Origin of the sequence: Parabacteroides sp. AM17-47 (assembly GCF_003434625.1) — a bacterium.
Lineage (GTDB): Bacteria > Bacteroidota > Bacteroidia > Bacteroidales > Tannerellaceae > Parabacteroides > Parabacteroides distasonis.
In genome coordinates, this window is the sequence record NZ_QTLI01000033.1 from 13743 (window position 1) to 38338 (window position 24596).

The 24596-nt window shown below is 46.8% G+C and carries 22 protein-coding genes; 12 read left to right on the forward strand and 10 right to left on the reverse strand.

All coding sequences use genetic code 11. The annotated features are described in order from the left end of the window. The first annotated feature begins 5 nt into the window (after window positions 1-5). Genes pstB through DW205_RS20145 form a run of 3 tightly spaced genes read left to right on the forward strand, consistent with a single transcriptional unit; the run spans window position 6 to window position 2719 of the window. Complete coding sequence (gene pstB / locus DW205_RS20135; protein WP_005867076.1) at window positions 6-758, forward strand: phosphate ABC transporter ATP-binding protein PstB; 753 nt, start codon at window positions 6-8, stop codon at window positions 756-758. Between the two features lie 31 nt (window positions 759-789). Then, window positions 790-1464, forward strand: coding sequence for a phosphate signaling complex protein PhoU (gene phoU, locus DW205_RS20140; protein ID WP_005853873.1), 675 nt, complete (start codon window positions 790-792; stop codon window positions 1462-1464). Window positions 1465-1504: 40 nt separating this feature from the next. Further along, on the forward strand, window positions 1505-2719 hold the full coding sequence (locus DW205_RS20145; protein ID WP_005867074.1) for an OprO/OprP family phosphate-selective porin: 1215 nt from the start codon (window positions 1505-1507) through the stop codon (window positions 2717-2719). A 60-nt stretch (window positions 2720-2779) separates the two neighbouring features. Here the strand turns inward: DW205_RS20145 and DW205_RS20150 are convergent, their stop codons facing one another. Continuing rightward, window positions 2780-5209, reverse strand: a complete 2430-nt coding sequence (locus DW205_RS20150) for a glycoside hydrolase N-terminal domain-containing protein (RefSeq protein WP_005867073.1) — start codon at window positions 5207-5209, stop codon at window positions 2780-2782. An 82-nt stretch (window positions 5210-5291) separates the two neighbouring features. Next, window positions 5292-7139: an ABC transporter ATP-binding protein gene (locus tag DW205_RS20155; RefSeq protein WP_005853867.1), complete on the reverse strand. Its 1848-nt coding sequence runs from the start codon at window positions 7137-7139 to the stop codon at window positions 5292-5294. A 129-nt stretch (window positions 7140-7268) separates the two neighbouring features. Here DW205_RS20155 and DW205_RS20160 point away from each other — a divergent pair, with 129 nt between their 5' ends. From DW205_RS20160 to DW205_RS20180, 5 genes are all read left to right on the forward strand, one after another. After that, window positions 7269-8111 carry a radical SAM-associated putative lipoprotein gene (locus DW205_RS20160; protein ID WP_005867072.1) on the forward strand — a complete coding sequence of 281 codons (843 nt, stop codon included), beginning with the start codon at window positions 7269-7271 and terminating at the stop codon, window positions 8109-8111. A gap of 3 nt (window positions 8112-8114) precedes the next feature. Then, a complete protein-coding gene (locus DW205_RS20165; protein ID WP_005867071.1) occupies window positions 8115-8585 on the forward strand; it encodes a radical SAM-associated putative lipoprotein in 471 nt (156 codons plus the stop codon). Between the two features lie 3 nt (window positions 8586-8588). After that, entirely contained in the window at window positions 8589-9665 is a 1077-nt protein-coding gene (locus DW205_RS20170; RefSeq protein ID WP_008778725.1) for a TIGR04133 family radical SAM/SPASM protein, read from the forward strand. A gap of 57 nt (window positions 9666-9722) precedes the next feature. After that, entirely contained in the window at window positions 9723-11498 is a 1776-nt protein-coding gene (locus DW205_RS20175) for a DUF4091 domain-containing protein (RefSeq protein ID WP_008778726.1), read from the forward strand. Window positions 11499-11674: 176 nt separating this feature from the next. Further along, window positions 11675-14026, forward strand: coding sequence for a glycoside hydrolase family 3 N-terminal domain-containing protein (locus DW205_RS20180; RefSeq protein ID WP_005867068.1), 2352 nt, complete (start codon window positions 11675-11677; stop codon window positions 14024-14026). 59 nt (window positions 14027-14085) lie between these two features. On the opposite strand, the gene DW205_RS20185 is transcribed toward DW205_RS20180, so the two are convergent. Next, a complete protein-coding gene (locus tag DW205_RS20185) occupies window positions 14086-14679 on the reverse strand; it encodes a hypothetical protein (RefSeq protein WP_005867067.1) in 594 nt (197 codons plus the stop codon). Window positions 14680-14863: 184 nt separating this feature from the next. Here DW205_RS20185 and DW205_RS20190 point away from each other — a divergent pair, with 184 nt between their 5' ends. Beyond that, on the forward strand, window positions 14864-15160 hold the full coding sequence (locus tag DW205_RS20190; protein WP_005867066.1) for a DUF2442 domain-containing protein: 297 nt from the start codon (window positions 14864-14866) through the stop codon (window positions 15158-15160). An 82-nt stretch (window positions 15161-15242) separates the two neighbouring features. Here DW205_RS20190 and DW205_RS20195 read toward each other — a convergent pair whose 3' ends face one another. Next, entirely contained in the window at window positions 15243-16895 is a 1653-nt protein-coding gene (locus tag DW205_RS20195) for an Ig-like domain-containing protein (RefSeq protein ID WP_005867063.1), read from the reverse strand. Between the two features lie 621 nt (window positions 16896-17516). Here DW205_RS20195 and DW205_RS20200 point away from each other — a divergent pair. From DW205_RS20200 to DW205_RS20210, 3 genes are all read left to right on the forward strand, one after another. Beyond that, on the forward strand, window positions 17517-18356 hold the full coding sequence (locus DW205_RS20200) for a DUF6261 family protein (protein WP_005867050.1): 840 nt from the start codon (window positions 17517-17519) through the stop codon (window positions 18354-18356). A 114-nt stretch (window positions 18357-18470) separates the two neighbouring features. Continuing rightward, window positions 18471-18677, forward strand: coding sequence for a hypothetical protein (locus DW205_RS20205; protein ID WP_005867049.1), 207 nt, complete (start codon window positions 18471-18473; stop codon window positions 18675-18677). Then, window positions 18677-18952, forward strand: coding sequence for a type II toxin-antitoxin system YafQ family toxin (locus tag DW205_RS20210; protein ID WP_005867047.1), 276 nt, complete (start codon window positions 18677-18679; stop codon window positions 18950-18952). The genes DW205_RS20205 and DW205_RS20210 overlap by 1 nt, the downstream gene beginning before the upstream one ends. A gap of 52 nt (window positions 18953-19004) precedes the next feature. Here DW205_RS20210 and der read toward each other — a convergent pair whose 3' ends face one another. The 6 genes from der to DW205_RS20240 form a co-directional block, all read right to left on the reverse strand. After that, window positions 19005-20318: a ribosome biogenesis GTPase Der gene (gene der, locus DW205_RS20215; RefSeq protein ID WP_005867045.1), complete on the reverse strand. Its 1314-nt coding sequence runs from the start codon at window positions 20316-20318 to the stop codon at window positions 19005-19007. A gap of 24 nt (window positions 20319-20342) precedes the next feature. After that, window positions 20343-21233 (reverse strand): GTPase Era, encoded by an 891-nt coding sequence (era, locus tag DW205_RS20220; protein ID WP_008773803.1) that lies wholly within the window; start codon window positions 21231-21233, stop codon window positions 20343-20345. Next, window positions 21217-22221, reverse strand: a complete 1005-nt coding sequence (locus DW205_RS20225) for a beta-ketoacyl-ACP synthase III (RefSeq protein WP_005867043.1) — start codon at window positions 22219-22221, stop codon at window positions 21217-21219. Before DW205_RS20225 ends, era begins: the two co-directional genes overlap by 17 nt. Window positions 22222-22323: 102 nt before the next feature. Then, window positions 22324-22509 (reverse strand): 50S ribosomal protein L32, encoded by a 186-nt coding sequence (gene rpmF / locus DW205_RS20230; RefSeq protein ID WP_005634607.1) that lies wholly within the window; start codon window positions 22507-22509, stop codon window positions 22324-22326. A 12-nt stretch (window positions 22510-22521) separates the two neighbouring features. Then, window positions 22522-23112 carry a DUF177 domain-containing protein gene (locus tag DW205_RS20235; RefSeq protein WP_005867041.1) on the reverse strand — a complete coding sequence of 197 codons (591 nt, stop codon included), beginning with the start codon at window positions 23110-23112 and terminating at the stop codon, window positions 22522-22524. Window positions 23113-23200: 88 nt separating this feature from the next. Then, window positions 23201-24358 carry a HAMP domain-containing sensor histidine kinase gene (locus DW205_RS20240; RefSeq protein WP_005853831.1) on the reverse strand — a complete coding sequence of 386 codons (1158 nt, stop codon included), beginning with the start codon at window positions 24356-24358 and terminating at the stop codon, window positions 23201-23203. Between the last annotated feature and the right edge of the window lie 238 nt (window positions 24359-24596).

Genomic DNA, 24596 nt, shown 5'->3' on the forward strand with positions numbered 1-24596 from the left:
CAATTATGATAAAGATTGATGCTAAAAACGTAGACTTTTATTATGGGGATTTCCATGCGTTGAAGAACATTTCCATGGAGATAGAGCCGAATACGTCCACCGCTTTCATCGGACCGTCCGGTTGCGGAAAGTCTACTTTCCTCCGCCTGTTCAACCGCATGAATGATTTGATTCCGGGCACTCGCATGGAAGGTCAGATCCTAATTGATGGAAGAGATATCTATACGAAAAGTGAGAAAGTGGATCGCTTACGTAAAAACGTGGGGATGGTTTTCCAGAAACCGAATCCTTTTCCTAAGACGATTTATGAGAATGTCGCTTATGGCCTGCGGGTAAACGGTGTCAACGATGAGAATTATATTGAGGAGACGGTGGTCAAGACTTTAAAGCAGGTCGTCCTTTGGGACGAGGTAAAGGATAAACTGAAAGAATCGGCATTCGCTCTTTCCGGCGGACAACAGCAACGTTTATGTATCGCCCGTGCCTTGGCGATCTCGCCTTCTATCTTGTTGATGGACGAGCCGACTTCCGCGTTGGACCCGATTTCAACCAGTAAGATCGAGGATTTGATACATGAGCTGAAAAATGATTATACGATCGTAATCGTTACCCATAATATGCAACAAGCGGCTCGTGTTAGCGACAAGACCGGATATTTCTATTTAGGGGAATTGATTGAATATGATAATACCCGGAAGATTTTCACCAATCCGGAGAAAGAGTCTACACAGAATTACATTACCGGACGGTTTGGGTAATTGAAAATTAAAAATTGAAAATTAGAAGAGTATGAAGGTTATAGAGCAGGAGATTCATTCTTTAAAAAATAGTATCAGTGAGATGTGGGCATTGGTTCACCAGCAATTATACAACGCAGGGGAGGCTATGCTTACCGGAGATAAGGAACTCGCTTATAAGGTAATCAGCCGGGAACGCCGGGTAAATGCTTTCGAGCTAAAGATCGACAGTGATTGCGAGGATATCATCGCCTTGTACGCACCGGTAGCGATCGACCTACGTTTCGTATTGGCGATGTATAAGATTAATACAAACCTAGAGCGTCTGGGAGATTTCGCAGAAAGCATCGCCCGTTTCGCAGGAAACCTTCCCGAGGGGGAACCGATTGACCCGCAACTGGTCAAGGAAACCCGGGTAGAAGAAATGCTGTCGGAGTTATTAAGCATGATCTCACTCACCAAAGAGGCTTTTGAGAAAGAAAGCTCAGAGATCGCTTCCCGTATCTTCTTGAAGGATAATTTGATCGATGAGATCAATCATAATTCTACCGCTATTATCGCCAAATATATAGAGGAGCATAAAGGTAGCGCATTGGCAGGGTTATATATGGCCGGTGTTATCCGGAAAATGGAACGTTTCGGAGATCATTGTACGAATATAGCGGAAGAGCTCATTTTCTATCTGGACGCTAAAGTCATGAAGCATATGGGCAAAACCGAGCAATAATTCGTATCTTCGCGGCCACTTTAATAATTAACATCAGTAAATGAAACGACTCACAGTGGCTTGGCTGTCGGCCTTCTTATTTATCGGTTCCGCGTTAACGTCTTACGCTCAGACAAATTCTCCGATCCCAGAGCGGGATTCTTCTTCGGTATCTCTTTTTGAATACGCGACTAAGATTCCGAAACGCAACAAGGTTTTCAATCTGGACTTGGAAATGCACGCAGGATTCAACGCGGACTTTTTCTCGGGGAAGCTGGATGAAGCCGCCTTTCGTTTCAGGGATGTCAAAATTGATGTTACCGGAGAAGTGAACGATCGGTTATTCTATTGGTATCGCCAAACGCTGAATGGCGGTTATGAGGGACAAGCCTTGGAGAATTTGAATGAGTCGATCGAATATGCGTATATTGGCTATAAACTGAATGAGCGTTTTACCTTAACCGCCGGAAAACAAGATGTGTTCTACGGTGGTTTTGAGTACGACGAGAATCCTTTGCTTATTTATGAGTATAGCGATATGAATGAATACTCCCTTTGCTACCTTACGGGAATCGGGCTGGGGTATCAGCCGAATGAGTCACAAGAGATCCGCTTACAGGTGACGAACAGTCGTATGGGATCGATGGAAGATGAGTATGGACGTCTGCCGGAAGGATTTAAGAAACCGAGAGTTCCCTTGTTTTACACATTGAACTGGAACGGTAACTTTCTGGATGAGTTGATTCATTTACGGTACTCCGTATCCGCCGCGGAGCAAGCCCAAGGGAAATATATGTATAGCGTCTTTACCGGTCAAAGTATAGAGGCCGGACCGGTCTATGCTTATTTCGATGTCATGTATTCACGAGGAAAATTAGACCCATTAGGATTATTGACCGAATTGACCCAGCCCGAAGTCTCCGGAGAGGAGGAACCGGAACCACCGGTTCGTATGCAAAACATCGATTATCTTTCGCTGGTGGGGGAAATACAGTATCGTTTCCATCCCAAATGGCAACTATTCGCAAAAGGAATGTATGAAAGCGCATCGATCTATAAAGCCTACGATACTTACGAGAAAGGAAAATACCGTACGGCATGGGGGTATCAAGGAGGACTAGAGTTCTATCCGATGGCCGATGATAATCTACATATCTTCTTGACCGCCATAGGTAAAAAATATAACCTCTCTGAACGAGCGAAGGCGCTCGATGCCTCTTTGGACGACACCGCACGCCTTTCGATCGGTTTCATTTATAGATTACCGTTATATTAAATTTTTCTCATTTGTTGTAGAGACGCAGCATGCCGCGTCTCATCCCCTCAGAATGGTAACTTAGAATTGCAACACAAACTCTTCCCCTTGTAACAAGTCCACTGTTACTTTTCCATCGACTACAGGTAGGGAAACCGGCTTTTGGTTCTTTTTGAGGCTCATGTTCGCGGAATTCGCCGGAAGCTTGATCTGGAAAGAACCGGGAACGATCGCTTTCAATCGAGCTTCCGTCAACAGACCTTCCGTCCATTTAGCCGACACCTCTCCGCCATTCCGGACTTTTAAACCACTAAAGCTTCCGTTTTTCCAAGCAGATGGCAAAGCGGGCAAGAACTCGATCAATCCGGATTGACTCTGTATCAACATCTCCGCAATACCGGCTGTTCCTCCAAAATTACCATCAATCTGGAAAGGAGGATGGGCACAAAACAAATTAGGATAAGAGCCTCCTCCCTTCACCTCCTTCGTATGCTCATCTACACAGGGACGTAACAAATCACCCAGCAATTTATAAGCATGATCGCCATCCTGTAAACGGGCCCAGAAATTAATCTTCCAAGCCATAGACCAGCCCGTGCTTTGATCGCCACGGACCTCCAAGGATTTACGAGCCGCCTCTGCCAACTCCGGCGTATGCTCTATCGATATCTCATTCCCGGGATAAAGCCCATATAAATGAGAGACATGACGATGGGTAGGCTCTACCTCCTCATACGGCTCGAGCCATTCCATAATACGGCCGTCTTTACCGATCGTCGTAGGCATCAAGCGATCTCGTTTCGCCGCCAACTCAGCAGCGAACGCGCTATCCACACCTAAAATCCCGGCGGCCTCAATGGTATTCGTAAATAATTCCCGCAAGATCTGATTGTCCATCGTCGATCCGGCACAAATACTCACGACACTTCCGTTTGGCATTTTATAAGCGTTCTCCGGAGAGGTAGTAGGTGCCGTCACCAGATATTTAGTCCGGGGATCTTGCACCAGCATATCCACAAAGAATTGGGCAGCCCCTTTCATCGTCGGATAAACATCCCTCAAATACGCCTTATCTAATGTATACTGATAATGCGTGTACAAATGCTCGCATAGCCATGCGGCGGATGTATTCGTGGCTCCCCACGACGGATGTTCGCCCGGGGCGGTAAACTCCCAGACATTACCTAAAATATGCGTGCCCCATCCCCGTGCGTTATAAAAAGCTTTGGCCGTACGTTCACCGCTAGGGACTTGCTGTTTCGTCCATTCGATCAGCGGAAGGTGCAACTCGGAGAGGTTCGTGACCTCCGCTGGCCAATGATTCATCTGTAAATTAATATTTAGGTGATAATCCCCGTTCCAAGGCGTATGAATCGTATTACACCACAAGCCCTGCAAATTCGGGGGCAGTAATCCCTGCCGGGTCGAGGAAATCAATAAATATCGACCGAACTGGAAATATAAAGCCGCCAATCCCGGATCGTTCTTATCTTGAGCGAAAGCGGCCAAACGCTCATGGATCGGAAGATGATCCCTTTCGCCTTTTCCCAAATCCAAAGAGACCCGATCAAACAGGGAGCGATAAGCGAATGTATGTTCCCGGCGCAAGGTGGAGAAATCCTTAGATTCCGCTTGCGATAAGTATTTTTCCAAGGATTGTCCGACGCCGTCTTTATCGAAATAATCCGTACCTAAACTTACCAAGATAATCGCTTCCGAGGCACTTCGCACCGATAAACTACTATCCGTTGCGGTCAAATCTCCCCCCTTCGGCAAGACGATACGGACACGAGAGGCGAAACGCATCCCTTTCATCTCCAACGTATCCACCCCGTCCGGCAATTGTCCCCGCATCAGCAAGTCCTTTCCGTCCAAAGAGATCGTCGCATGTTCCGGACGATTCATACCTAATGAGAAATTCAAGGCCCGATCCGCGTCCGCTACCAAGTGGATAACTCCCAGATCCCCGGAAAAAGAGGTAAACATTTCCCGTTGATAATTCACATTCCCCCTTTTAAAAGAGACGGAAGCGATAGCCTCGCTTAGGTTCAACCGCCTGCGATACTCAGCGATAGAATCCGATTCATTCGGATACGTATATCTCAGCACTAGATTTCCGAATAATTGGTAACTCCCATACGGAGCGTTCGCACCGTCACCCAGATTACTTCCGGTCCCTTTGCAGACGAAAGTTTTATACATCAAATCCTGTGCCTCGTCATTCCGTCCCTCAAATAAGAGGCGACGAATATTCGCCAAAGAGTAATACGCATAAGGATTGTCCGTATCTTGCTTACTTCCGGACCACAGGGAGATCTCATTCAGGACCACATTCTCCCGCTCAATACCACCATCCGGCATCATACCGATACGGCCGTTTCCCAAAGGCAAGGTTTCTTCCCATATCTGCGCTGGTTGGTCAAAATAATAAGAGACCTCCTTCCCAGTCTGCATATCCGGCAAATTACAACCGAAAAGGAACGATAACAAAATCAAATAAAGTCCTTTCATATTCATACGATTATTCCTTGTTATTGTTTTTCCATCAAAAGCCGAAGAGGCGATCCACTGCAACCCGGGTTGCAGTATCACCCTAAAAGCTTTGCATATCACATAGTCGTTTATAATAGCCATCCAAAGCCAACAACTCCTCGTGTTTGCCCCGTTCTACGATCTCACCCTCATGCATCACACAGATCTCATCCGCATTACGGATCGTAGAGAGACGGTGGGCGATCACTACGGTCGTACGATTCTTCATCAAGTTCTCCAACGCTTCTTGTACCAAACGTTCGGATTCCGTATCCAAGGCGGATGTGGCCTCATCCAAGATCAAGATCGGGGGATTCTTCAAGATCGCACGGGCGATACTGATTCGCTGGCGTTGTCCGCCGGACAGTTTTCCACCCCGGTCGCCTATATTGGTATCGTAACCTTTCTCACTCGCTATGATAAAATCGTGAGCGTTGGCGATGCGGGCGGCTTCCTCCACCTGTTCCATCGTAGCCCCTTCCACTCCAAAAGCGATATTGTTGAAGAAGGTATCGTTAAACAAGATAGCCTCTTGATTGACATTTCCCATCAATCCCCTAAGATCGAAAAGGGTGGCCTCACGGATATCCGTATCATCAATACGGATATTCCCTTTATTCACATCATAAAAGCGAGGCAATAGATCCACCAAAGTACTTTTGCCCGAACCGGACTGACCGACCAAAGCCACGGTCGTTCCTTTCCGGATATCCAGATTAATCCCTTTCAAGACCCAAGCTTCCTGATATTTAAACCAAACATCTTTATAACTGATTTTCTCTTTCAAGGCGATCTTCTTCGGATGTTCCGGGTCATGGATATCCGTCTCCGCCTTCAAGATCTTATCGACACGCTCCATAGAGGCCAGACCTTTCTGGATCGCATAAACCGACTTACTTAGATCTTTCGCAGGATTGATAATGCTATAGAAAATAACCAGATAATAAATAAACGTAGGAGCGTCGATCGGGCTATTCGCGCTCAAGATCAGCGTACCTCCATACCAAAGTACGATAGCGATCGTAACGGTTCCCAAAAACTCGCTCATCGGATGCGCCATTTGTTGGCGGCGATAGATACGGTTCGTCAACCGGCGGAAAGTATCATTGCTTCGCTCAAAGCGGTCTTGTATCTTCTTCTCGGCGTTAAATGCCTTGATAATACGGAGTCCGCCTAATGTCTCCTCGATCTGGCTCATCAGGAATCCCCATTGTTGCTGTCCTTCCAAGGATTTCCGTTTCAATTTCTTGCCGACTTGTCCCATTACGTAACCCGCCAACGGCAGCAGGATCAAGACGAACACGGTAAGTTGCCAACTGATAGCGATCATACCCACCAGATAGATCACGATCAGGATCGGGTTCTTGAATAACATGTCCAATGAACTCATGATGGATGTCTCAATCTCGTTCACGTCTCCGGATACACGGGCGATAATATCCCCTTTTCGCTCCTCCGAGAAAAAGCTCAACGGCAACTGCGTAATCTTCTTGTTAATCTGATTACGGATATCACGAACGACTCCGGTTCGAATCGGGATCATCGTATAAAAGGCCAGATACATGGTCGCCACTTTCAAGAAAGTCGCCACGATCAGGAAGATTCCCAACATAATCAAGGCGAACGAACCTCCGTGTACCTCTATCAGATCGGATACATACCAAAAAAAGTTATTTTTGATCAACTCCGGCAAGGCTTTCCACGACTCCCAGCTTCCCGCATTAAAATTCCAATCCATAAAGGTGTAATTCCCCTCATCCATCTTAAACAAGATCTGAAGGATCGGGATAATCAAGGCGAAAGAAAACAGGTTCAAGATAGCGGAAAGTACATTGAACACGATGTTCAGAACCATATACTTTTTGTAAGGGGGAACGAAACGCTTTAAAATACGTATGAAATCTCTCATAAATTGATCTGTTACATTGAAGTGGCAAAGATACAAAAAGTCATCACATTTTCTTACGCATTCGCATGCAACTATTTTGCTGCCCCATTCATCAAATAAATAGAATCGTAAATAAAAATAATTTACACCATGAAAAGGATGCACTTGCAATTGTTGAAAAAAGCCAACTGCGTATTGGCGAGTTTATTAATGCTTTTAGGTTTCTCCTGCACTGACGACGAGGGAGAAGGTCCCATAATTTGTGAATATGGCACTCCTTACGCCAATTTTCAGATAAAAGGAAAAGTCGTGGATACAAACGATAATCCGATACCTAACACCCAAATACGTATCAATCGAAATGACGCAAGAATTTATCCTTACGGATGGCTGCATACCGATACCGTAAGGACTGACGCTAACGGAGAGTTTGATTGGAAGAAAACTGATTTTCCGATCCTAAAATACCGATTCATCACGGAAGACATAGACGAAGAAATGAACGGAGGACAATTCGCATCCGATACGACTCAAGTAATCTTCGACAGCGAGGAACTTACCGGAGGTGATGGATGGTACGAAGGTAGTGCCTCTAAGGAAATCAAGATCACACTTAAGGAATATGTAGATACACATACGGAACCTTACGCATTGTACACGATCTACGGAAAAGTAACTGATGATCAAGGCTATCCGCTGGCCGGAGTCGCAATCTTAACCTCACCGGCATATACCCCTACTCTAGAGGACGACCTTTCCTGCTTTCCGGCCATCACGGATGAGACCGGACGATATCAATTCACCTACGATAAGGCTACGGCTATCGAACATACCATCTACACAAAATTATCTTCGTATTGGAATGACCCAAACGCTTGCAAAACTGATTCTATTATCGTAAATTTCGCCGAAATTGAATTATCACAAGGGAAAGGGATGTTAATGGGTAAAGGATCAAAAGAAATTAACTTCCAACTAACACGCAAAAACTAGAAAATGGAAACAGTTTTTCATTTCATATTAAAAGGTTTTAACTGGATTTTAGCGGGGCTCCTTTCTCTACTAGGCTTCAGCGTTACTTCCTGTGGCGCTACAGATGAGTATGGTAGCCCCTACGCAGAATACGAGTTGAAAGGAAAAGTTACAGATATGAACGGAGATCCCATCCAAGGAATAGAGATCAACTATGGGGGCATATATAATAACGTATTATCTCCCTCATATATAAGCGAAATATATAAATCACCCCAAACCCAAAAAGACGGAAGTTACGATATAAAATTCGAGGATTCCCCAATGGGTATCGTACGCATTATCGCTAAAGATATTGACGGGCCTGAAAACGGATCATTCGAGACGGATTCGATAGATGTCAAGATCGAAGGATTTAAGGGAGGTAAATCTTGGTTCCATGGGAAAGCGGAGGTTAACATCCCCGACATCAAACTTAAAGAGAAAAAAGAATAAAATATGGACAAACGCCCAAACATCAAAAAACGTATCGCCCTAGAGCTTTTTCGAAGTATCAAGAAGAACAGGGCTAAATTACATGAATTGCGTACACTCTTTTGGGAGTGTACGCTTCGTTGTAATGTATCCTGCCGTCATTGCGGGAGCGATTGCCATGTCTCGGCCTCTGTCCCAGATATGCCTGTCGAAGACTTCCTGAAAGTCATAGACGATATCACGCCTTACGTCGAGCCGAACAAAGTGCTCGTCATCTTTACCGGAGGCGAGGCGCTGGTTCGTAAGGATATCGAGAAATGCGGGTTGGAACTGTATCGCAGGGGATATCCTTGGGGGATCGTCTCCAATGGTTATCTGATGACCCGGGAACGGCTCGACTCGCTCTTGGCTTCCGGATTGCACTCGGCGACTATCAGCCTAGATGGTTTCGAGGAAGCGCATAACTGGCTTCGCCGTAATCCTAAAAGTTTCGAGAAGGCACTGAATGCCATCTGTATGTTGGCCGAGGAAAAGGAGATCATTTGGGATGTGGTGACTTGCGTAAACCAACGCAACTTCAAGGATTTGATGCTCTTCAAGGATTTCTTGATCGAGATGGGCGTAAAACGGTGGCGTATCTTTACGATCTTCCCAGTTGGACGTGCTGCGACTGAGACGGATTTGCAACTGACGAACGAACAGTTCACATGGGTCATGAACTTCATCCGCTTCAGCCGGAAAGAGGGTAAGATACACGTTAGCTACGGCTGTGAGGGCTTCCTCGGGAATTATGAGGCAGAGGTGAGAGACTCGATCTTCCAATGCAACGCCGGCATCAATACGGCCTCTGTCCTCGCTGATGGCGCTATCTCCGGTTGTCCCAGTATACGGGCGAACTTCCACCAAGGGAACATCTATAAAGACGATTTCATTGATATCTGGAATAATGAGTTTAAACCGTATCGTAACCGCCAGTGGGCTAAAAAAGGGGAATGCGCGGATTGTAAGATGTTCCGTTATTGCGAAGGCAACGGGATGCACTTATACGATGATGAGGGGAATCTGCTCGTATGCCACTATAAAAGGCTAGTTGACAGTTGACAACTGTCAACTAATTCCTATCTTTGCCCTAGTTAATATTCTAAAATAAGCAATCGTATGAAAAACACTTTCATCCTTTGTGCCTTTCTGGCACTAAGTTCTTTTACCGTAGCCCAGCAATCCGAGAAATACCCGCTAGGCGACTATACGGAATTGACCGACACGAAACCGCATGACAGCGACGAGATCTGGGACAAGTTATCGGCCCCAACCCAATTAAGCTGGGGCACGACCGATATACGATATCCGAAACTCAGTATTCCCGATGTCAAGAAAAGCAATCGCTGGCAGACGAAAGCATGGAAAGGGGAACGGGTAAACGCACAAGCCGTGTTATGGACCAAGGTGGGACTCGAGGATGCCTCTATCACCGTGAGCGACTTAAAGAGCGGTTCTTCCATCATCCCATCCTCCGCGATCACGACGAACTTTGTCCGATACGTCATGACCGATGAGTTGAATAAAGACCGTAAAGGCGGTTGCGGCCACCGAGAGAATAAGGCGGAATGGGATTCCTCCGTCGTAGCCGATGTATTGGATATCGTAAAGATCCGTGATATCAAGGCACGCACCACCCAGCCGATCTGGATGAATATCTGGGTACCTCAATCCGCGAAAGCCGGTAAATATAAAGGGACATTGACCGTCACGGGAAAAAATGCCTCCCCCATGGAATTACAAATAGAAGTGGACGTATTGAACCGCACACTTCCCGCCCCGAAGGACTGGGCTTTCCATCTGGACTTATGGCAGAACCCGTATTCCGTGGCCCGTTACTACCAAGTTCCTCTTTGGAGTAAAGAGCATTTCGACGCTATGCGCCCGATCATGAAGATGTTGGCGAACGCCGGACAGCGCGCTATCACCACCAGTATCATGCATAAACCTTGGGCCGGACAGACCGAGGATCATTTCGACAGCATGATCACCCGGATCAAGAAGATAGACGGCACTTGGGCATATGATTACGCCGTCTTCGACAAATGGGTGGAATTCATGATGAACGAGATCGGTATCGATGATATGATCAGTTGCTACACCATGATCCCTTGGGCTTTATCTTTCGATTATTACGACGAGGCGACAAATCGTGTACAATTCCTCAACACGAAACCGGGTGACGCCGCTTACGCAGACTATTGGGGTACTTTCCTAAAAGATTTCTCCCGCCACCTTCGCGAGAAAGGTTGGTTCGAGAAAACCGCTATCTCTATGGACGAGCGTCCGATGGAGGCGATGCGTGAGGCGATCAAGGTTATCAAGCAAGCCGATCCGGAGTTCAAGATCACGCTGGCCGGAAATTATCATCCGGAAATTCAATCGGACTTATACTATTTAAGTATTCCCTATGGGCATAAATTCCCAGAAGACGTAAAGGCTGCCCGTGATAAAGCGGGACAGATCAGTACCGTTTATACCTGTTGCGCGGAAGCGTTCCCGAATACCTTCACCTTCTCCGACCCGGCGGAAGCGGCATGGACGGTCTTGCACGCCGTAGCCGGTGGTTACGACGGTTATCTACGTTGGGCAGTTAATAGCTGGACCACCGATCCTCTGCGTGACTCGCGTTTCCGCACTTGGGCGGCAGGCGATACATACAGTATTTATCCCGGTCCACGCAGTAGCATTCGCTTCGAACGTTTGGTCGAGGGTATACAAGATTGCGAGAAGATCCGCATCCTCCGGGAAGAGCTGACAACGAAAGGAGCTAAAGGCAAACTCGAGAAGTTGAACAAGACGGTTGCCAAGATCACTCCGGAAGGTTTATCCGAGACACAAGAATCCGCTACGCAGATGGTTAATGAGATTCATAAACTTCTGAATACATTATAAATAGTACCGGACGCCGACTGCGCAGTCGGCGTCCCCTAAATATATCATCAAACCCCTACAATGTTTGATATTCATCAAAAAACGAAATCCTTACCTCCGATACCTTTCTTTTTCTTTGTCCGCCTCGATTCCTTCGCCTACTTTTGGGGCACTGAAAAACACAAAAACCATTCTATATGAACAAACTATTAATGGGCGCATGCCTTACGATGGCCATGCAAGTAGGGCACTCCCAAACCTTGCCGCAATTGGGTAAAGATCCTATCGAGAAAATCGTAGCCGCCATGACTGCCGAAGAGAAAGTATCCCTGTTTGTCGGAACCGGAATGCCCGGGTTCGGCGGCCAATCAGCCGTAGTCGGCAGCACGCAAAATCTAGTGCCGGGAGCCGCCGGAACGACCTTCCCGATCGAACGTCTGGGAATCCCCGCTATCGTAGTGGCCGACGGTCCCGCCGGATTACGTATCTCCCCGACTCGCGAGGGGAACGAGGCGACCTATTATTGCACGGCATTCCCGGTCGCTACCTTGCTAGCCTCCACATGGAACACCGCATTGGTCAAAAACGTAGGCAACGCCATGGGCGACGAGGTGAAAGAATACGGTTGCGACGTACTCTTGGCCCCCGCGCTGAATATCCACCGAAGCCCTCTCTGCGGACGTAACTTCGAGTATTATTCCGAAGATCCCTACTTGACGGGCCGGATAGCGACAGCGATGGTAAACGGTATCCAAAGCAATGGCGTGGGAACCTCCATCAAGCATTTCGCCGTCAATAATCAAGAGACCAACCGGACGGGAACGGATGCCCGCCTCACCCCTCGTGCCTTGCGGGAGATTTACCTAAGAGGTTTCGAGATGGTCGTAAAAGAGGCAAGCCCGTGGACGGTCATGTCTTCCTACAATAAGATAAATGGTGAATATGCCTCCGAAAGCCGTGATTTATTAACGACCATCCTCCGTGACGAATGGGGTTTTAGCGGCCTTGTCATGACCGACTGGTTTGGCGGCAAGAACGCCCCCGCCCAGATCCACGCCGGAAACGATCTGCTGATGCCCGGACGGCCGGACCAGAAAGAGGCCCTCCTAAAAGCGCTTGAGGACGGTTCTCTCTCTATCGAAAACGTGGATACGGACGTAACCCGTGTATTACGATTGATCCTTCAATCCCCCCGCTTTGCCCAATACGCCTATTCCGACAAACCGGACCTAAAAGCTCACGCCGAGGTAACCCGTGCGTCCGCTTCCGAAGGTATGGTTTTATTAAAGAATACGAATAATGCCTTGCCGCTGGCCCCGGGTATCAAGAAGATAGCGGCTTACGGTACCACCTCGTACGATTTTATCGCCGGAGGCACCGGCAGTGGCGACGTGAACGAGGCTTATACCGTATCCCTCGTGGAAGGTCTGGAGAACGCCGGTTATACCATGGACGCCGAAGTGAAAGCCTTATACGAGAAATACAGTACCGAGGAAAAGGCGAAACAGCCGAAAGACACGAGTCCCGCCGCCGCTTTCTTCAACCACCCTCGTATCCCGGAGTTCGTACCGGATGCCGCAGGGCTGGCCGCTAAGGCGAAAGAGGCGGATATCGCCTTCGTTACGATAGGCCGTAGCTCGGGAGAGTTCCAAGACCGGAAGATCGAGGGAGATTTCAACCTGACGGAGAATGAGCGAGCGTTGATCCAATCGGTTTCCGACGCTTTCCATAAGGAAGGGAAGAAGGTGGTCGTAATCTTGAATATCGGGGGCGTGATCGAGACCGCCAGCTGGAAATCGGAACCGGACGCCATCCTATTGGCTTGGCAAGCCGGGCAGGAAGGGGGTAACACGGTAGCCGATATCCTGTCCGGAAAGGTGAATCCTTCCGGTAAGCTCCCGATGACTTTCCCCGTGAGCATCGCCGACGTAGCCTCCACGAAGAATTTCCCGGACGCTTCGGGTATCGACCTGAAAGAAATGTTAGCCGGCTTCATGGGAGGAGGCCCGGAGCATACGGATCGTAAGAATATTGACTATACCAACTACGAGGAGGGTATCTACGTGGGCTACCGTTACTTCGATACGTTCGGCGTGCCCGTCTCCTATCCGTTTGGCTACGGACAGTCGTATACGACTTTCAATTATTCGAGCTTGAAAGTGTTCATGGGCGATACGGACTACAGCATCAGTTGCACGATCACGAACAATGGCCCGGTAGCCGGGAAGGAAGTGGTCCAGCTATATATCTCCGCCCCCGGCAAGAGCATGGATAAGCCGGCGAAAGAGTTGAGAGGTTTCGTCAAGACCCAACTCCTCCAGCCGGGGGAGAGCCGTGAGATCATCTTCAAGGTGAAAGATACGGATCTGGCCTCCTTCGACGAGAGCGCCAGTCATTGGGTCGTAGAGTCCGGTAAATATGAGGCGCAGATCGGTTCCTCCGCCGCCGACATCCGCCTAAGGGATTCCTTCAACGTGAAGGGGCGGGTAACGGAGAAGGTTCATGCGGTACTGTTGCCCGGCGAGAGGATCGATCTTCTGAAAAGATAGGCCCGGAGGTATCTACCTAGTTATCGGGAGGGCGGGGTATCAACCTCGCCCTCTACTTATTAATCACCCGGCTGTTCCGGCTCTAAGAAAGTAAGGTAGGTCTCCACACGCCCCTCCAGCTTCGCCTCCATGGTCCCTTGCTCCGACACGAAGAGATATTTGTCCTTTTTCTCTTCCTCGGTCCATGTATCGGGAGTGTAGGGAGCGATCTTCCGGTCGCCGGCAGTCCTCATGAAATAGATAGCGGGCAGAAGGCCGTTCAGTTGGATCTGGTTCGGGTCGATATAGCGTTCCTCGTATTGTCGCGAGAAACGCGAGCTCACCCTCTCCAGCCGGAAGCGGTCGAGATTATTCATAAACAGGTAATCCGTGCCTTCATCTCCCGGCAGGGAGGTGTAGATCATAGATGAGACTTTCACGGCACCGGCCGGTGTCGTGTACAAATAATAGAAATATACAGTCCATGTATTCTTGGAGCGGGTTTGAAGGGTATGTGTCTCCTGCAAGGAATGCAAGGCCCAAAATCCCGGGGGCGTGCATCTCACCCTTTGTACGAATTTATCCTTCGCGATTTCCACTCTTCCCCGGATTTCCAGAAAGTCCTTATAGGCCACTGCCTCTATTTCCTCGTTTGTCATTGATGGCGTAAACATGATTATTTTTAATTTTTAAGGTAAAGAGACATAAAGGTACGATTATAAATGGGGATTCCAAGGGTTTCAAGGAAATGTGGATGAAAGAAAGACAAAAAAGAGAGGCGAACTCGTACCCTTATCTTTTTTATTCCATATATTCGTGATGAAAATCCCCTAAGACCCATTTAAAAGAGAAAAAGTTATGACTGAAGATATAGATTTAATACGTGTCACTGGCGTGGAATATGTCAAGGACTATACCATGCGATTGGAATTTAGCAACGGTAAGCTGAAATTAGTGAACTTCCTCCCTTTACTGAAAGGGAAACTTTTCGAGCCATTGAAAGACCTCCGAAATTTCGTCCAGTTCGGGCTCACCCACTGGACACTGGAATGGTACAATGGGGCAGATTTCGCTCCGGATTACTTGTATAGGAATGGGGGGAGGCTTGAAAGAGCCACCACTATATGGTACAAAAATAACGATTATACGAAATAATGAAACCTTCCCCATTCGCCAAGAAATCCGAGTGGAGAAGGTTAAAGTAGACTACACCGCAGCATTACTTAACAGAAAAATCCTAAAGAACTATTACTTTTTTGATATAATTCTTCACCTTAACAATATATATTCCTTTTAAAACAGAGATAATATTCTCTCCGCCCATAAGTTTTCCTTGATTTATTATTTCTCCATTTAATGCATAAATACAAAAGTCTTGCGGCATAGTCGCATTGATCATGATAGAACCTTCCAATCCCCTAACTTCAAGATCGTCAACCGGAACACTCTCATTAGCGGTTGGTGATTTATTCACAGTCACACGGCAAACATCTGAAATAGATAAATTATCCGTCATACTTACCGAGATATAAGCTATTCCTCCATTCCTTGCCACCACTAATCCGCTGGAATTCACGACAGCTACATAATCATCCGATGAACTCCACACTATTTTACCTGTGGCTCCTGAAGGATATAGTGTAGGATACAATCTAATAGCATCACCAATCTCTAATGTTAAATCTGTTTTATCCAATTCTATACGATCGACAGCTGGCATTTCGATCAAATCCTCAAACTCAAAAAACAAATCAGGATATTCCCCTTCACGAAAATTCCATATACTAGGATCGAAGCCGGGAAGAGACGACCCACTATATAATTCTGCTTCCGCAACAGGATATCCATAACTCGCAGCGTTAGGCAATCCCTCTCTATAATAACAATCATCTATGATTACACTTTGTTCTTGCGTTGCCATAATCGCTCCCTTATAATAATAATCGCCGTATCCGGTAAAAGAGCCTAACATCAGGCAATTTTTGACTTCCGAACTCATGGAAGCGACAATACCACCCACATAGGAGAAATGACAACCATTGACATCAACACATCCTGTATACAAATTATTTTCATTATTTTCCCTAATAAGCGAGGAGATACCTCCGACCATCGCGTCTTTTCCTCCAATTACCGTAATATCAGAAGCAGATTTACAACGAATTATTCCGGCTCCTATATCAGCGGTCACGCTTGACCCCGCAATTCCTCCAACTCGGCAACCACTGATACCATCTTGGTTTATACGGATATTCCCATAAGTCTGGCAATCTCGAACCATACCATAAGCTTTTCCAACAATACCTCCCACATTGATATCTGATGAGGCATCCGATGAATTCACTGATATATTAACCTTTGATATACAATTATAAATGGTCGCCATGCTTGTTCCAGCAATAGCACCAATATCCGCAGTTCCACGACTACCTATATTAATATCACCTTCCACGGTAAGATTTTTGATAATAGTACCCTGCTCCATCACGACCCCAAACAGGCCGGTTGTACGTATTGTTCCATTATTTATTTTAGTTATTTTCAAACCAGAGACAGTTTTTCCATTACCGTTGAATACACCATTAAATGCATAATAATAAGATCCTTCTATACGACCCAACGTCTCCCATTCATAACCATTCAAATTAATATCGACCATTAAGATAACCTCCTTGCCCTCAAAATCCTCATAACTTCCAGGGCGCAACAAGTAAGATAATCCACACAAATCTTCCGCTGATTGGATGTAATAGACCGATTTACTAGGATCATACCAGCTTGTAGAATAACTATGGCCATCCCAATAAGAAATAGCGGCCTTAATAGGGAAGAAGAAAGACAGAAACAATAGTCCAACCAGATAACGCCTAAAGAGATTCACTTTATTCATAATTTTCTCATCTTTGCTCATTTTGTTCCCAAAAAATGAGGTTAACAAATAAAAGAAGCGTGGGAACCATCGCTTATCACTGTACTGAGGCTCTGGAATGCCCACTCTTCAATAATAAGACGATAGTCCCACGCTTTATGATTGTATATAATTCACCCATTGGGTTAGTATATAACAAACACAAGCGCAGGAGCTACATTCTCATTATCTTGAAGAGTAGAAATTTTCCAGATTCCAGTACAAGATAATATCGAAACGCTTCTACGTTATTTTTCCAATACATCGCAAAGATCGTGTTTTTTTAAAACATTCGCAAAACAATCAGATTCTTAATGTCTCTTAGCCCTAAGAAATGCCCTCGAAGGGTGAAAAATGACTTCTTAGGGCTAAAAGATAGTTTTTCAACCGTGAAAAGTGATTTCCTTGGCCTAGGAAGGGACTTTCAAGGCCGCGAAACCATTTCTTAGGCCTAAAAAGCCTATTTTCACCCTTGAAAAGCCATTTCTTAGGCCTAAGATGATTATTCGCGCCATTCAATCCCCATTTTTTAGGCCTAAGAAGCCCTTATTCAGTAAATATCCCTAACTTAGAGAAGTTTTTAAACTCTAAATCAAATTTACCATGAGTACTTACACAAAAATCAAGACACTTCCGCTCTCTCTTTTCAACAACGCCGAGTACCTCTCCTTCATGAACCACGTCCTCGACCTAGCCAACGGAAACAGCGGTGGCGGCGATTCCGAGTCCCCCGACGAGATCTCCCTGCTGACCGGCAGCGACGGCATCCCCGAGCTGGGCCTCACCAAAGAATTCCTCGATACCTACGAGGCAGACCTCCTCGCCATGGCCGACGTGGTGGACGAGAGCCGCACCTCGCAGGAGACCGAGCAAATGGCCTTGCACGATACCAACCGCGACAACCTCGCCATCTATATCATCACCCGCATCTCACGGGCCGGTACCCTCCCGTTGGAGGCCGAGCGTGACGCAGGAAAGTTCCTATACAAGGTCATCAAGCCTTATAACGGCATCGCCCGCCTCCCCATGGCGCAGGAGACCGCCAAGATAAAGGGCCTCTTGCTGGATTTGCGCAAGGACGAGAACAAGCCGTACGTCACCACGCTCGGCCTCGACGCTTACCTCGCCGAACTGGAGAAAGAGAATAACGCCTACGACCGCCTGTCGCAGCAACGCGTCCAAAACCGGACCACCTCCAAAAAGGAAAGCGGCGCCAACCTGCGCAAGCGGATCGACGTCTATTACGACGACCTCACCCTGCTGGCCCAGTCCCATAGCGTAGCGAAGCCGTCCGAGAAAGCGACCGCCTTCATCGCCGCCCTCAACCAGCTGATCGCCGAGACCACCGCCGCCTACAACCAGCGCATGGCCTCCGCCAAGAAACCGGCGCCCGCTCCCGAGCCTATGCCCGGCGGAGACTCCGAGAGCCCGGACGAGATCTAACCGTCACGTCCCTCCCTCCCGACGCGGAAGCGGAAAATAAAAAGAGAAGGAAAACAATTCCCCTTCTCTTTTTATTCCGTATATTCGCGAAGGAAATTCCTAAAACAGAGCGATATGGAGACAACGACATCATTAAAGACATTCGAGGTAACCATCCCCGAGAAATACGCGGACATCTTGAAGAAATTCATCACCTCGCTGGAAGGCAAGGTGAAGGCACAGAAGAAATCCGGATTGGACGAGGCCTTGGAGGACGTGAAGGCAGGAAGGATTTATCATGCGGAAAGCACAAAGGATTTGATGAAACAAATCCTAGGCTGATGAAATATTCCATCAACTATACCAAAAAGTTCAAGAAGAACTTGAGGCTATGCCAAAAAAGAGGATATGATATGAACTTATTCGAGCAAGTATCCAACTTGCTTGAAACAACCGGTTCCCTTCCCTCCCAATACCACCCGCATAGGCTGTCCGGGAAATACGCGGGATTGTGGGAATGCCATATCCAAGGAGACTGGCTGCTGATATGGAGCCAAGACGACACGGAGCTAATCTTGCTTTTCACCGATACCGGAACGCATTCCGATCTATTCTAAATAGAAAAAGCCACCTCCCCATTACAGGAAGCGGCTTTTTTGTATCTAGTATTTACTTTTCCCGGATAAATATATTAATCGGCGTACCGGTAAAATCCCAGTTCTCGCGGATCTTGTTCTCAAGGAAACGTTTGTACGGGTCCTTGATCCATTGCGGCAAGTTACAGAAGAACACGAAAGAAGGCACGCTGCCCGCCGGAAGCTGGGTGATATATTTGATCTTGATATACTTACCCTTCCAGGCTGGGGGAGGATAATTCTCGATGATCGGGAGCATCACCTCGTTCAGCTTGGCCGTAGGGACACGCTTGGAGCGATTCTCGTAAACCTCCTTGGCGGTCTCCAGCACCTTCAGGATACGTTGTTTCGTCATAGCGGAGATAAACAACATCGGGAAGTCGGTAAACGGAGCCAGACGCTCGCGGATAGCGGTCGTGTACGAGTCGATCACCTTCTGGCTCTTATCCTCGATCAAGTCCCACTTATTCACGCAAACCACCAATCCCTTCTTATTCTTCTGCACCAGCGAGAAGATATTCATATCCTGGCTTTCGATGCCCCTCGTAGCGTCCAACATCAGCACGCAGACATCCGAGTTCTCGATCGCGCGGATCGAACGGATCACCGAGTAATACTCCAAGTCCTCGTTCACCTTCCCCTTCTTACGGATACCCGCCGTATCCACCAAATAGAAGTTCAAGCCGAATTTATTATATTTCGTGTAGATGGAATCACGGGTCGTGCCCGCAATATCGGTAACGATATGCCGATCCTCGCCAATAAAAGCATTGATAAGAGAAGACTTTCCCGCGTTCGGGCGTCCTATAATCGCGATACGGGGCAACTCCTCCTCCAGTATCTCCACCTTCTCCTCGGGCAACGTCGCCACGATCTTATCCAGCAAATCCCCGGTATAAGAACCATTGATGGCCGAGATGCAGAAAGGATCTCCCAAGCCAAACGAGTAAAACTCCGCCGAGGCCGGATGCAATTCGTAATTATCCGCCTTGTTCGCCACCACGATCACCGGCCGCTTGCAACGGCGCAAGATCTGCGCCACCTCCATGTCCAGATCCGTGATGCCATTCAATACATCGACGACGAACAAGATCACGTCCGCCTCCTCGATAGCCACTTTTACCTGCTTGTTGATCTCCTCCTCGAAAACATCCTCCGAGTTAACCACCCATCCGCCTGTGTCAATCAGCGAAAACTCCTTGCCGGTCCACTCCACCTTGCCGTACTGACGGTCACGGGTAGTACCAGCCTCCTCGTTCACGATCGCCTGACGGGTACCCGTCAACCGGTTGAAAAGGGTGGACTTACCTACATTGGGTCTCCCCACTATCGCTACTATATTTCCCATAAATTCTCCTTTCGTATGCTATTATTAGTCCAGCTGATAACCGAAGTTCTTCAATATGTTGTCACGGTTACGCCAGTCTTTTTCCACTTTGACAAACATTTCCAAAAACACCTTTTTTCCGAAGAAACGTTCGATATCCTTCCGGGCCATAGCACCTACTTTCTTCAATGCTTGCCCTTGATGCCCGATGATAATCCCTTTCTGGGTATCACGCTCCACGATGATCAGCGCCTTGATATGGATCAGCTCATCATCCTCCTTGAACAACTCGACGACCACTTCTACCGCGTAAGGTATTTCCTTCTGATAATATAACAAGATTTTCTCACGAATGATCTCTGTCACGAAGAAACGGGCCGGTTTATCGGTCAAGGCGTCTTTCTCGAAATAAGGCGGGGAATCAGGCATCAACTCCTCCACCCGACGCTTCACGTAATCTATATTGAAATTCGAAAGTGCGGAGATCGGGATGATCTCGGCCTTCGGAAGCAATTCCTTCCACTGGGCCACGAGCTTCTCCAGCTCCGGCTGATTGGTCTGGTCGATCTTATTGATCAACAAGAGAACCGGACACTCTATGCTCTGTACCCGTGCTAGGAACTCGTTATTTTTATCAATCGTCTCGACGACATCCGTCACGTACAACAGCACGTCGGCGTCGCCTAAGGCGGATTGAGAGAAATTAAGCATGGATTCCTGCAACTTATAATTCGGCCGCAAGACTCCCGGCGTGTCAGAATACACGATTTGCATATCGTCGGTATTCACGATACCCATAATACGATGCCTTGTCGTTTGCGCCTTCGAGGTGATAATAGAGATCCGCTCCCCGACCAAACGATTCATCAACGTAGACTTACCTACGTTTGGGTTTCCAACGATATTGACAAAACCCGATTTATGCTTTTTTTCCATCATACCCCCATTTCAGATAAACCGCTCCCCACGTAAAGCCCGCTCCAAAAGCGGCAAGGATCAGGTTATCTCCTTTTTTCAATTGATTCTCCCATTCCCATAGACAAATAGGAATCGTACCGGCGCTTGTGTTGCCATATTTCTGGATATTGATCATCACCTTATCCATATCTACGCCCAAGCGTTTCGCCGTAGCGTCGATAATCCGCAGGTTCGCTTGATGAGGAACGATCCACGCGATATCATCATGCGTCAAGCCATTCTTCTCTGCGATCTCAGCGGCCACGTCCGCCATATAAGAAACCGCGTACTTGAACACCACACGTCCATCTTGATAAACGAAATGCTCACGGTTGTCCACCGTCTCGTGAGAAGGAGGATAAGCCGAGCCGCCCGATTTCATGATCAGATGCGGATAGCCTACGCCGTCTGTCCGTAAAATAGTATCCAAGACACCGAACTCCTCGGTAGTTGGCTCCAACAAGACCGCTCCGCAAGCATCCCCGAACAAAGGACAAGTAGAACGATCTTGATAATCTGTAATAGATGTCATCTTATCACCCGATACGACAACCACCTTCTTATAACGCCCCGAGCGAATATAATTAGCGCCCGTCTCCAAAGCATACAAGAAGCCTGCGCACGCACCTTGCATATCAAAAGTCATCGCGTTCTTACAACCTGTATGATAAGCGATGATAGAAGAAGTTGTCGGGAAATGATGATCCGGGGTAGTCGTAGCTGTCAAGATAACCTCTACTTCTTCCGGATTCAGGTTCGTTTTCTCGAGCAATTGCTTCACGGCCCGTATACCCATGTAAGAGAGTCCTACGCCCTCCCCTTTCAATATCCTGCGCTCCTTAATACCCACACGAGTCATGATCCACTCATCCGTCGTATCGACCATCTTGGAAATATCCTCATTCGTCAATACATCTTCAGGAACGTATCCACCCACTCCTGTGATAACCGCATTTATCTTATCCATAACTTTAAAAATAAAAGGACTACTTATCCCAATTAAAAAAAAGCCCTAAAAAAACTTTTAGGGCTATTTCTTTTGTTCATCAAACCATATAAGTTGACAAACTTACACAGCAGCTTCTTTTTCAATCGCTAATTTACCTCTGTAATAACCGCACTCACCACATACTGTGTGATAGATGTGCCATGCGCCACAGTTCGGGCAAATTGCCATTGTTGGAGCTACAGCCTTGTCATGAGTTCTTCTCTTGGCTGTTCTTGTCTTACCTTGTCTTCTTTTAGGATGTGCCATTGTTTTATTTATTTAATTGTTATCATTCTCTAGCAAACCTTTCAGAGCATCCCAACGAGGATCGGCAGGACTAGCGTTTCCGTCATCTTCCAACGCCAAATCATCACCTCCCATGTCATCCTCAAAATCGTCTTCGGTCTCATCCGAACTTCTGGCGGTATGTTTCTTCAATTTAGACGACATTGCCTTATTACATTTACCCGGCGCATGTACATGCTTCATGGGAACCGCCAAAGCGATAAACTCATACAGGAACCACGCCAAATTAATAGCGCCCTCCTCTTCCGGTATCACGACAACCTCATCACTCTCCTCGGCATATTCCTTGCCGAATTTTACCACCAGACGATTGTGGGTATCAATAGGAATTTCCATATCGTCCAAGCATCTATCGCATGGAACAACAACAACCCCTTCTATCTGAAAGTTCATCTCAAACATCATTGACGACCGTTTTACGGTAAGATGAACCTTCACTTTGCCCTTCTGGACCTCGGTTCCGTCAATGTCCACAAAAAACTTGTTCTCCAAAAGATACTCGAATTCGTGTACTCCCGGAGAGAGATTTTTCAAATCTACATTATATAATTTAAATTTCCCCAAAGCCTTTTAGTGTAAAAACCTTGCAAAGGTACGAAAAAACTAAATACAAAAACAATACCTTTATGCTTATTTTTTCCTATAATACGATTTAACCCTTATATTTCTTCAATTTTATACGAAAAGTCGTCCCTTTCCCCAGCTCCGAACTCTTCACGAAAATCTTTCCTCCTTGGAAGGACTCGATAATACGCTTTACCAAGGACAAGCCTAGTCCCCAGCCACGTTTCTTGGTCGTATACCCCGGATTGAAAACCGTCTTGAATTTTGATTTTGGGATACCTTTTCCGGTATCTGCCAAATCGATCAGCACGACCTTCTCTCTTTCCTCTACTTTTAGCGAAATCTCACCCTGCCCCTCCATGGCGTCCACCGCATTTTTCGTCAGGTTCTCGATTACCCAAGCGAACAGGGAATCATTCATTAAGACCAATATCGGCCGCTCCGGCAAATACGTATTAATTTTCACCTTCGAGGAAATACGGGTCTCCATATATCCCAAAGCCGCACGGATGGATTCCACGATATTTGTCGGAACCGGATCTGGATCTGAACCGATTTTAGAGAAACGCTCCGCTATCGTTTGTAAGCGTTTCACATCCTTATCCATCTCTGTCAATAGAGAAGGATCTATATCTTTCGTTCGCAAATATTCAACCCAAGCGATTAGCGAGGATATAGGCGTTCCTAATTGGTGAGCCGTCTCTTTCGATAACCCCACCCACACTTTATTCTGTTCTGCCTTCTTTGTACTAGCCAAGGCTAAAAAAGCGATTAATATAAAAACAAATACAACTGATAATTGCGCATAGGGATAAACAAGCAGTCGCTTTAAGATAATCGAATCATCGTAATATAAATATTGGTAAGTACCATCCTCCATGTCAATTACGATCGGAGGATTTTTGGTTCTCAGTTCCTTAACCTTATTCGTCATGAACTGCGCTACATTCTTTTCCGGAATCTCTATATTATTGTAAGAAACCACGCTATCCGTCTCGCTGCATAATATAACAGGAATAGAAGTATTCCCTTGGATGATTTTTAGGATAAGATTCATATTAAGGCTTGGATTCTCACTGGTCATGACCCGGGTTGCCTCACTCCAAACCTCGATCTTCTGACGCTCTTCTCGGGCCAGATCTTTAATCAAGAGATCCGAGACTACCACAGAAGCCATAGCGATCAATACAGCGGCAAAAATAAAGCCTAATTTCCATCTTTGACGAGAATCATATATGCTGCTCATAAATCAGAATCATTCGGTGAATTCTTAATATAACGGCAAGATACGAACTTTATTGTTCCCGATTCAGCAAACAATGAAATCTCACCCAATTGTTGAGACGTAGCGCACAGCGTCTCATCCCTTCAAATGGTAACTTAGAATACCGTCAGACGATACGAGACGCGGCACGCTAGGTCTCTACAACGGCTGGTGTATATAACAGAAAAAGGAGTCACCCCTTACGGACTGACTCCTCTCC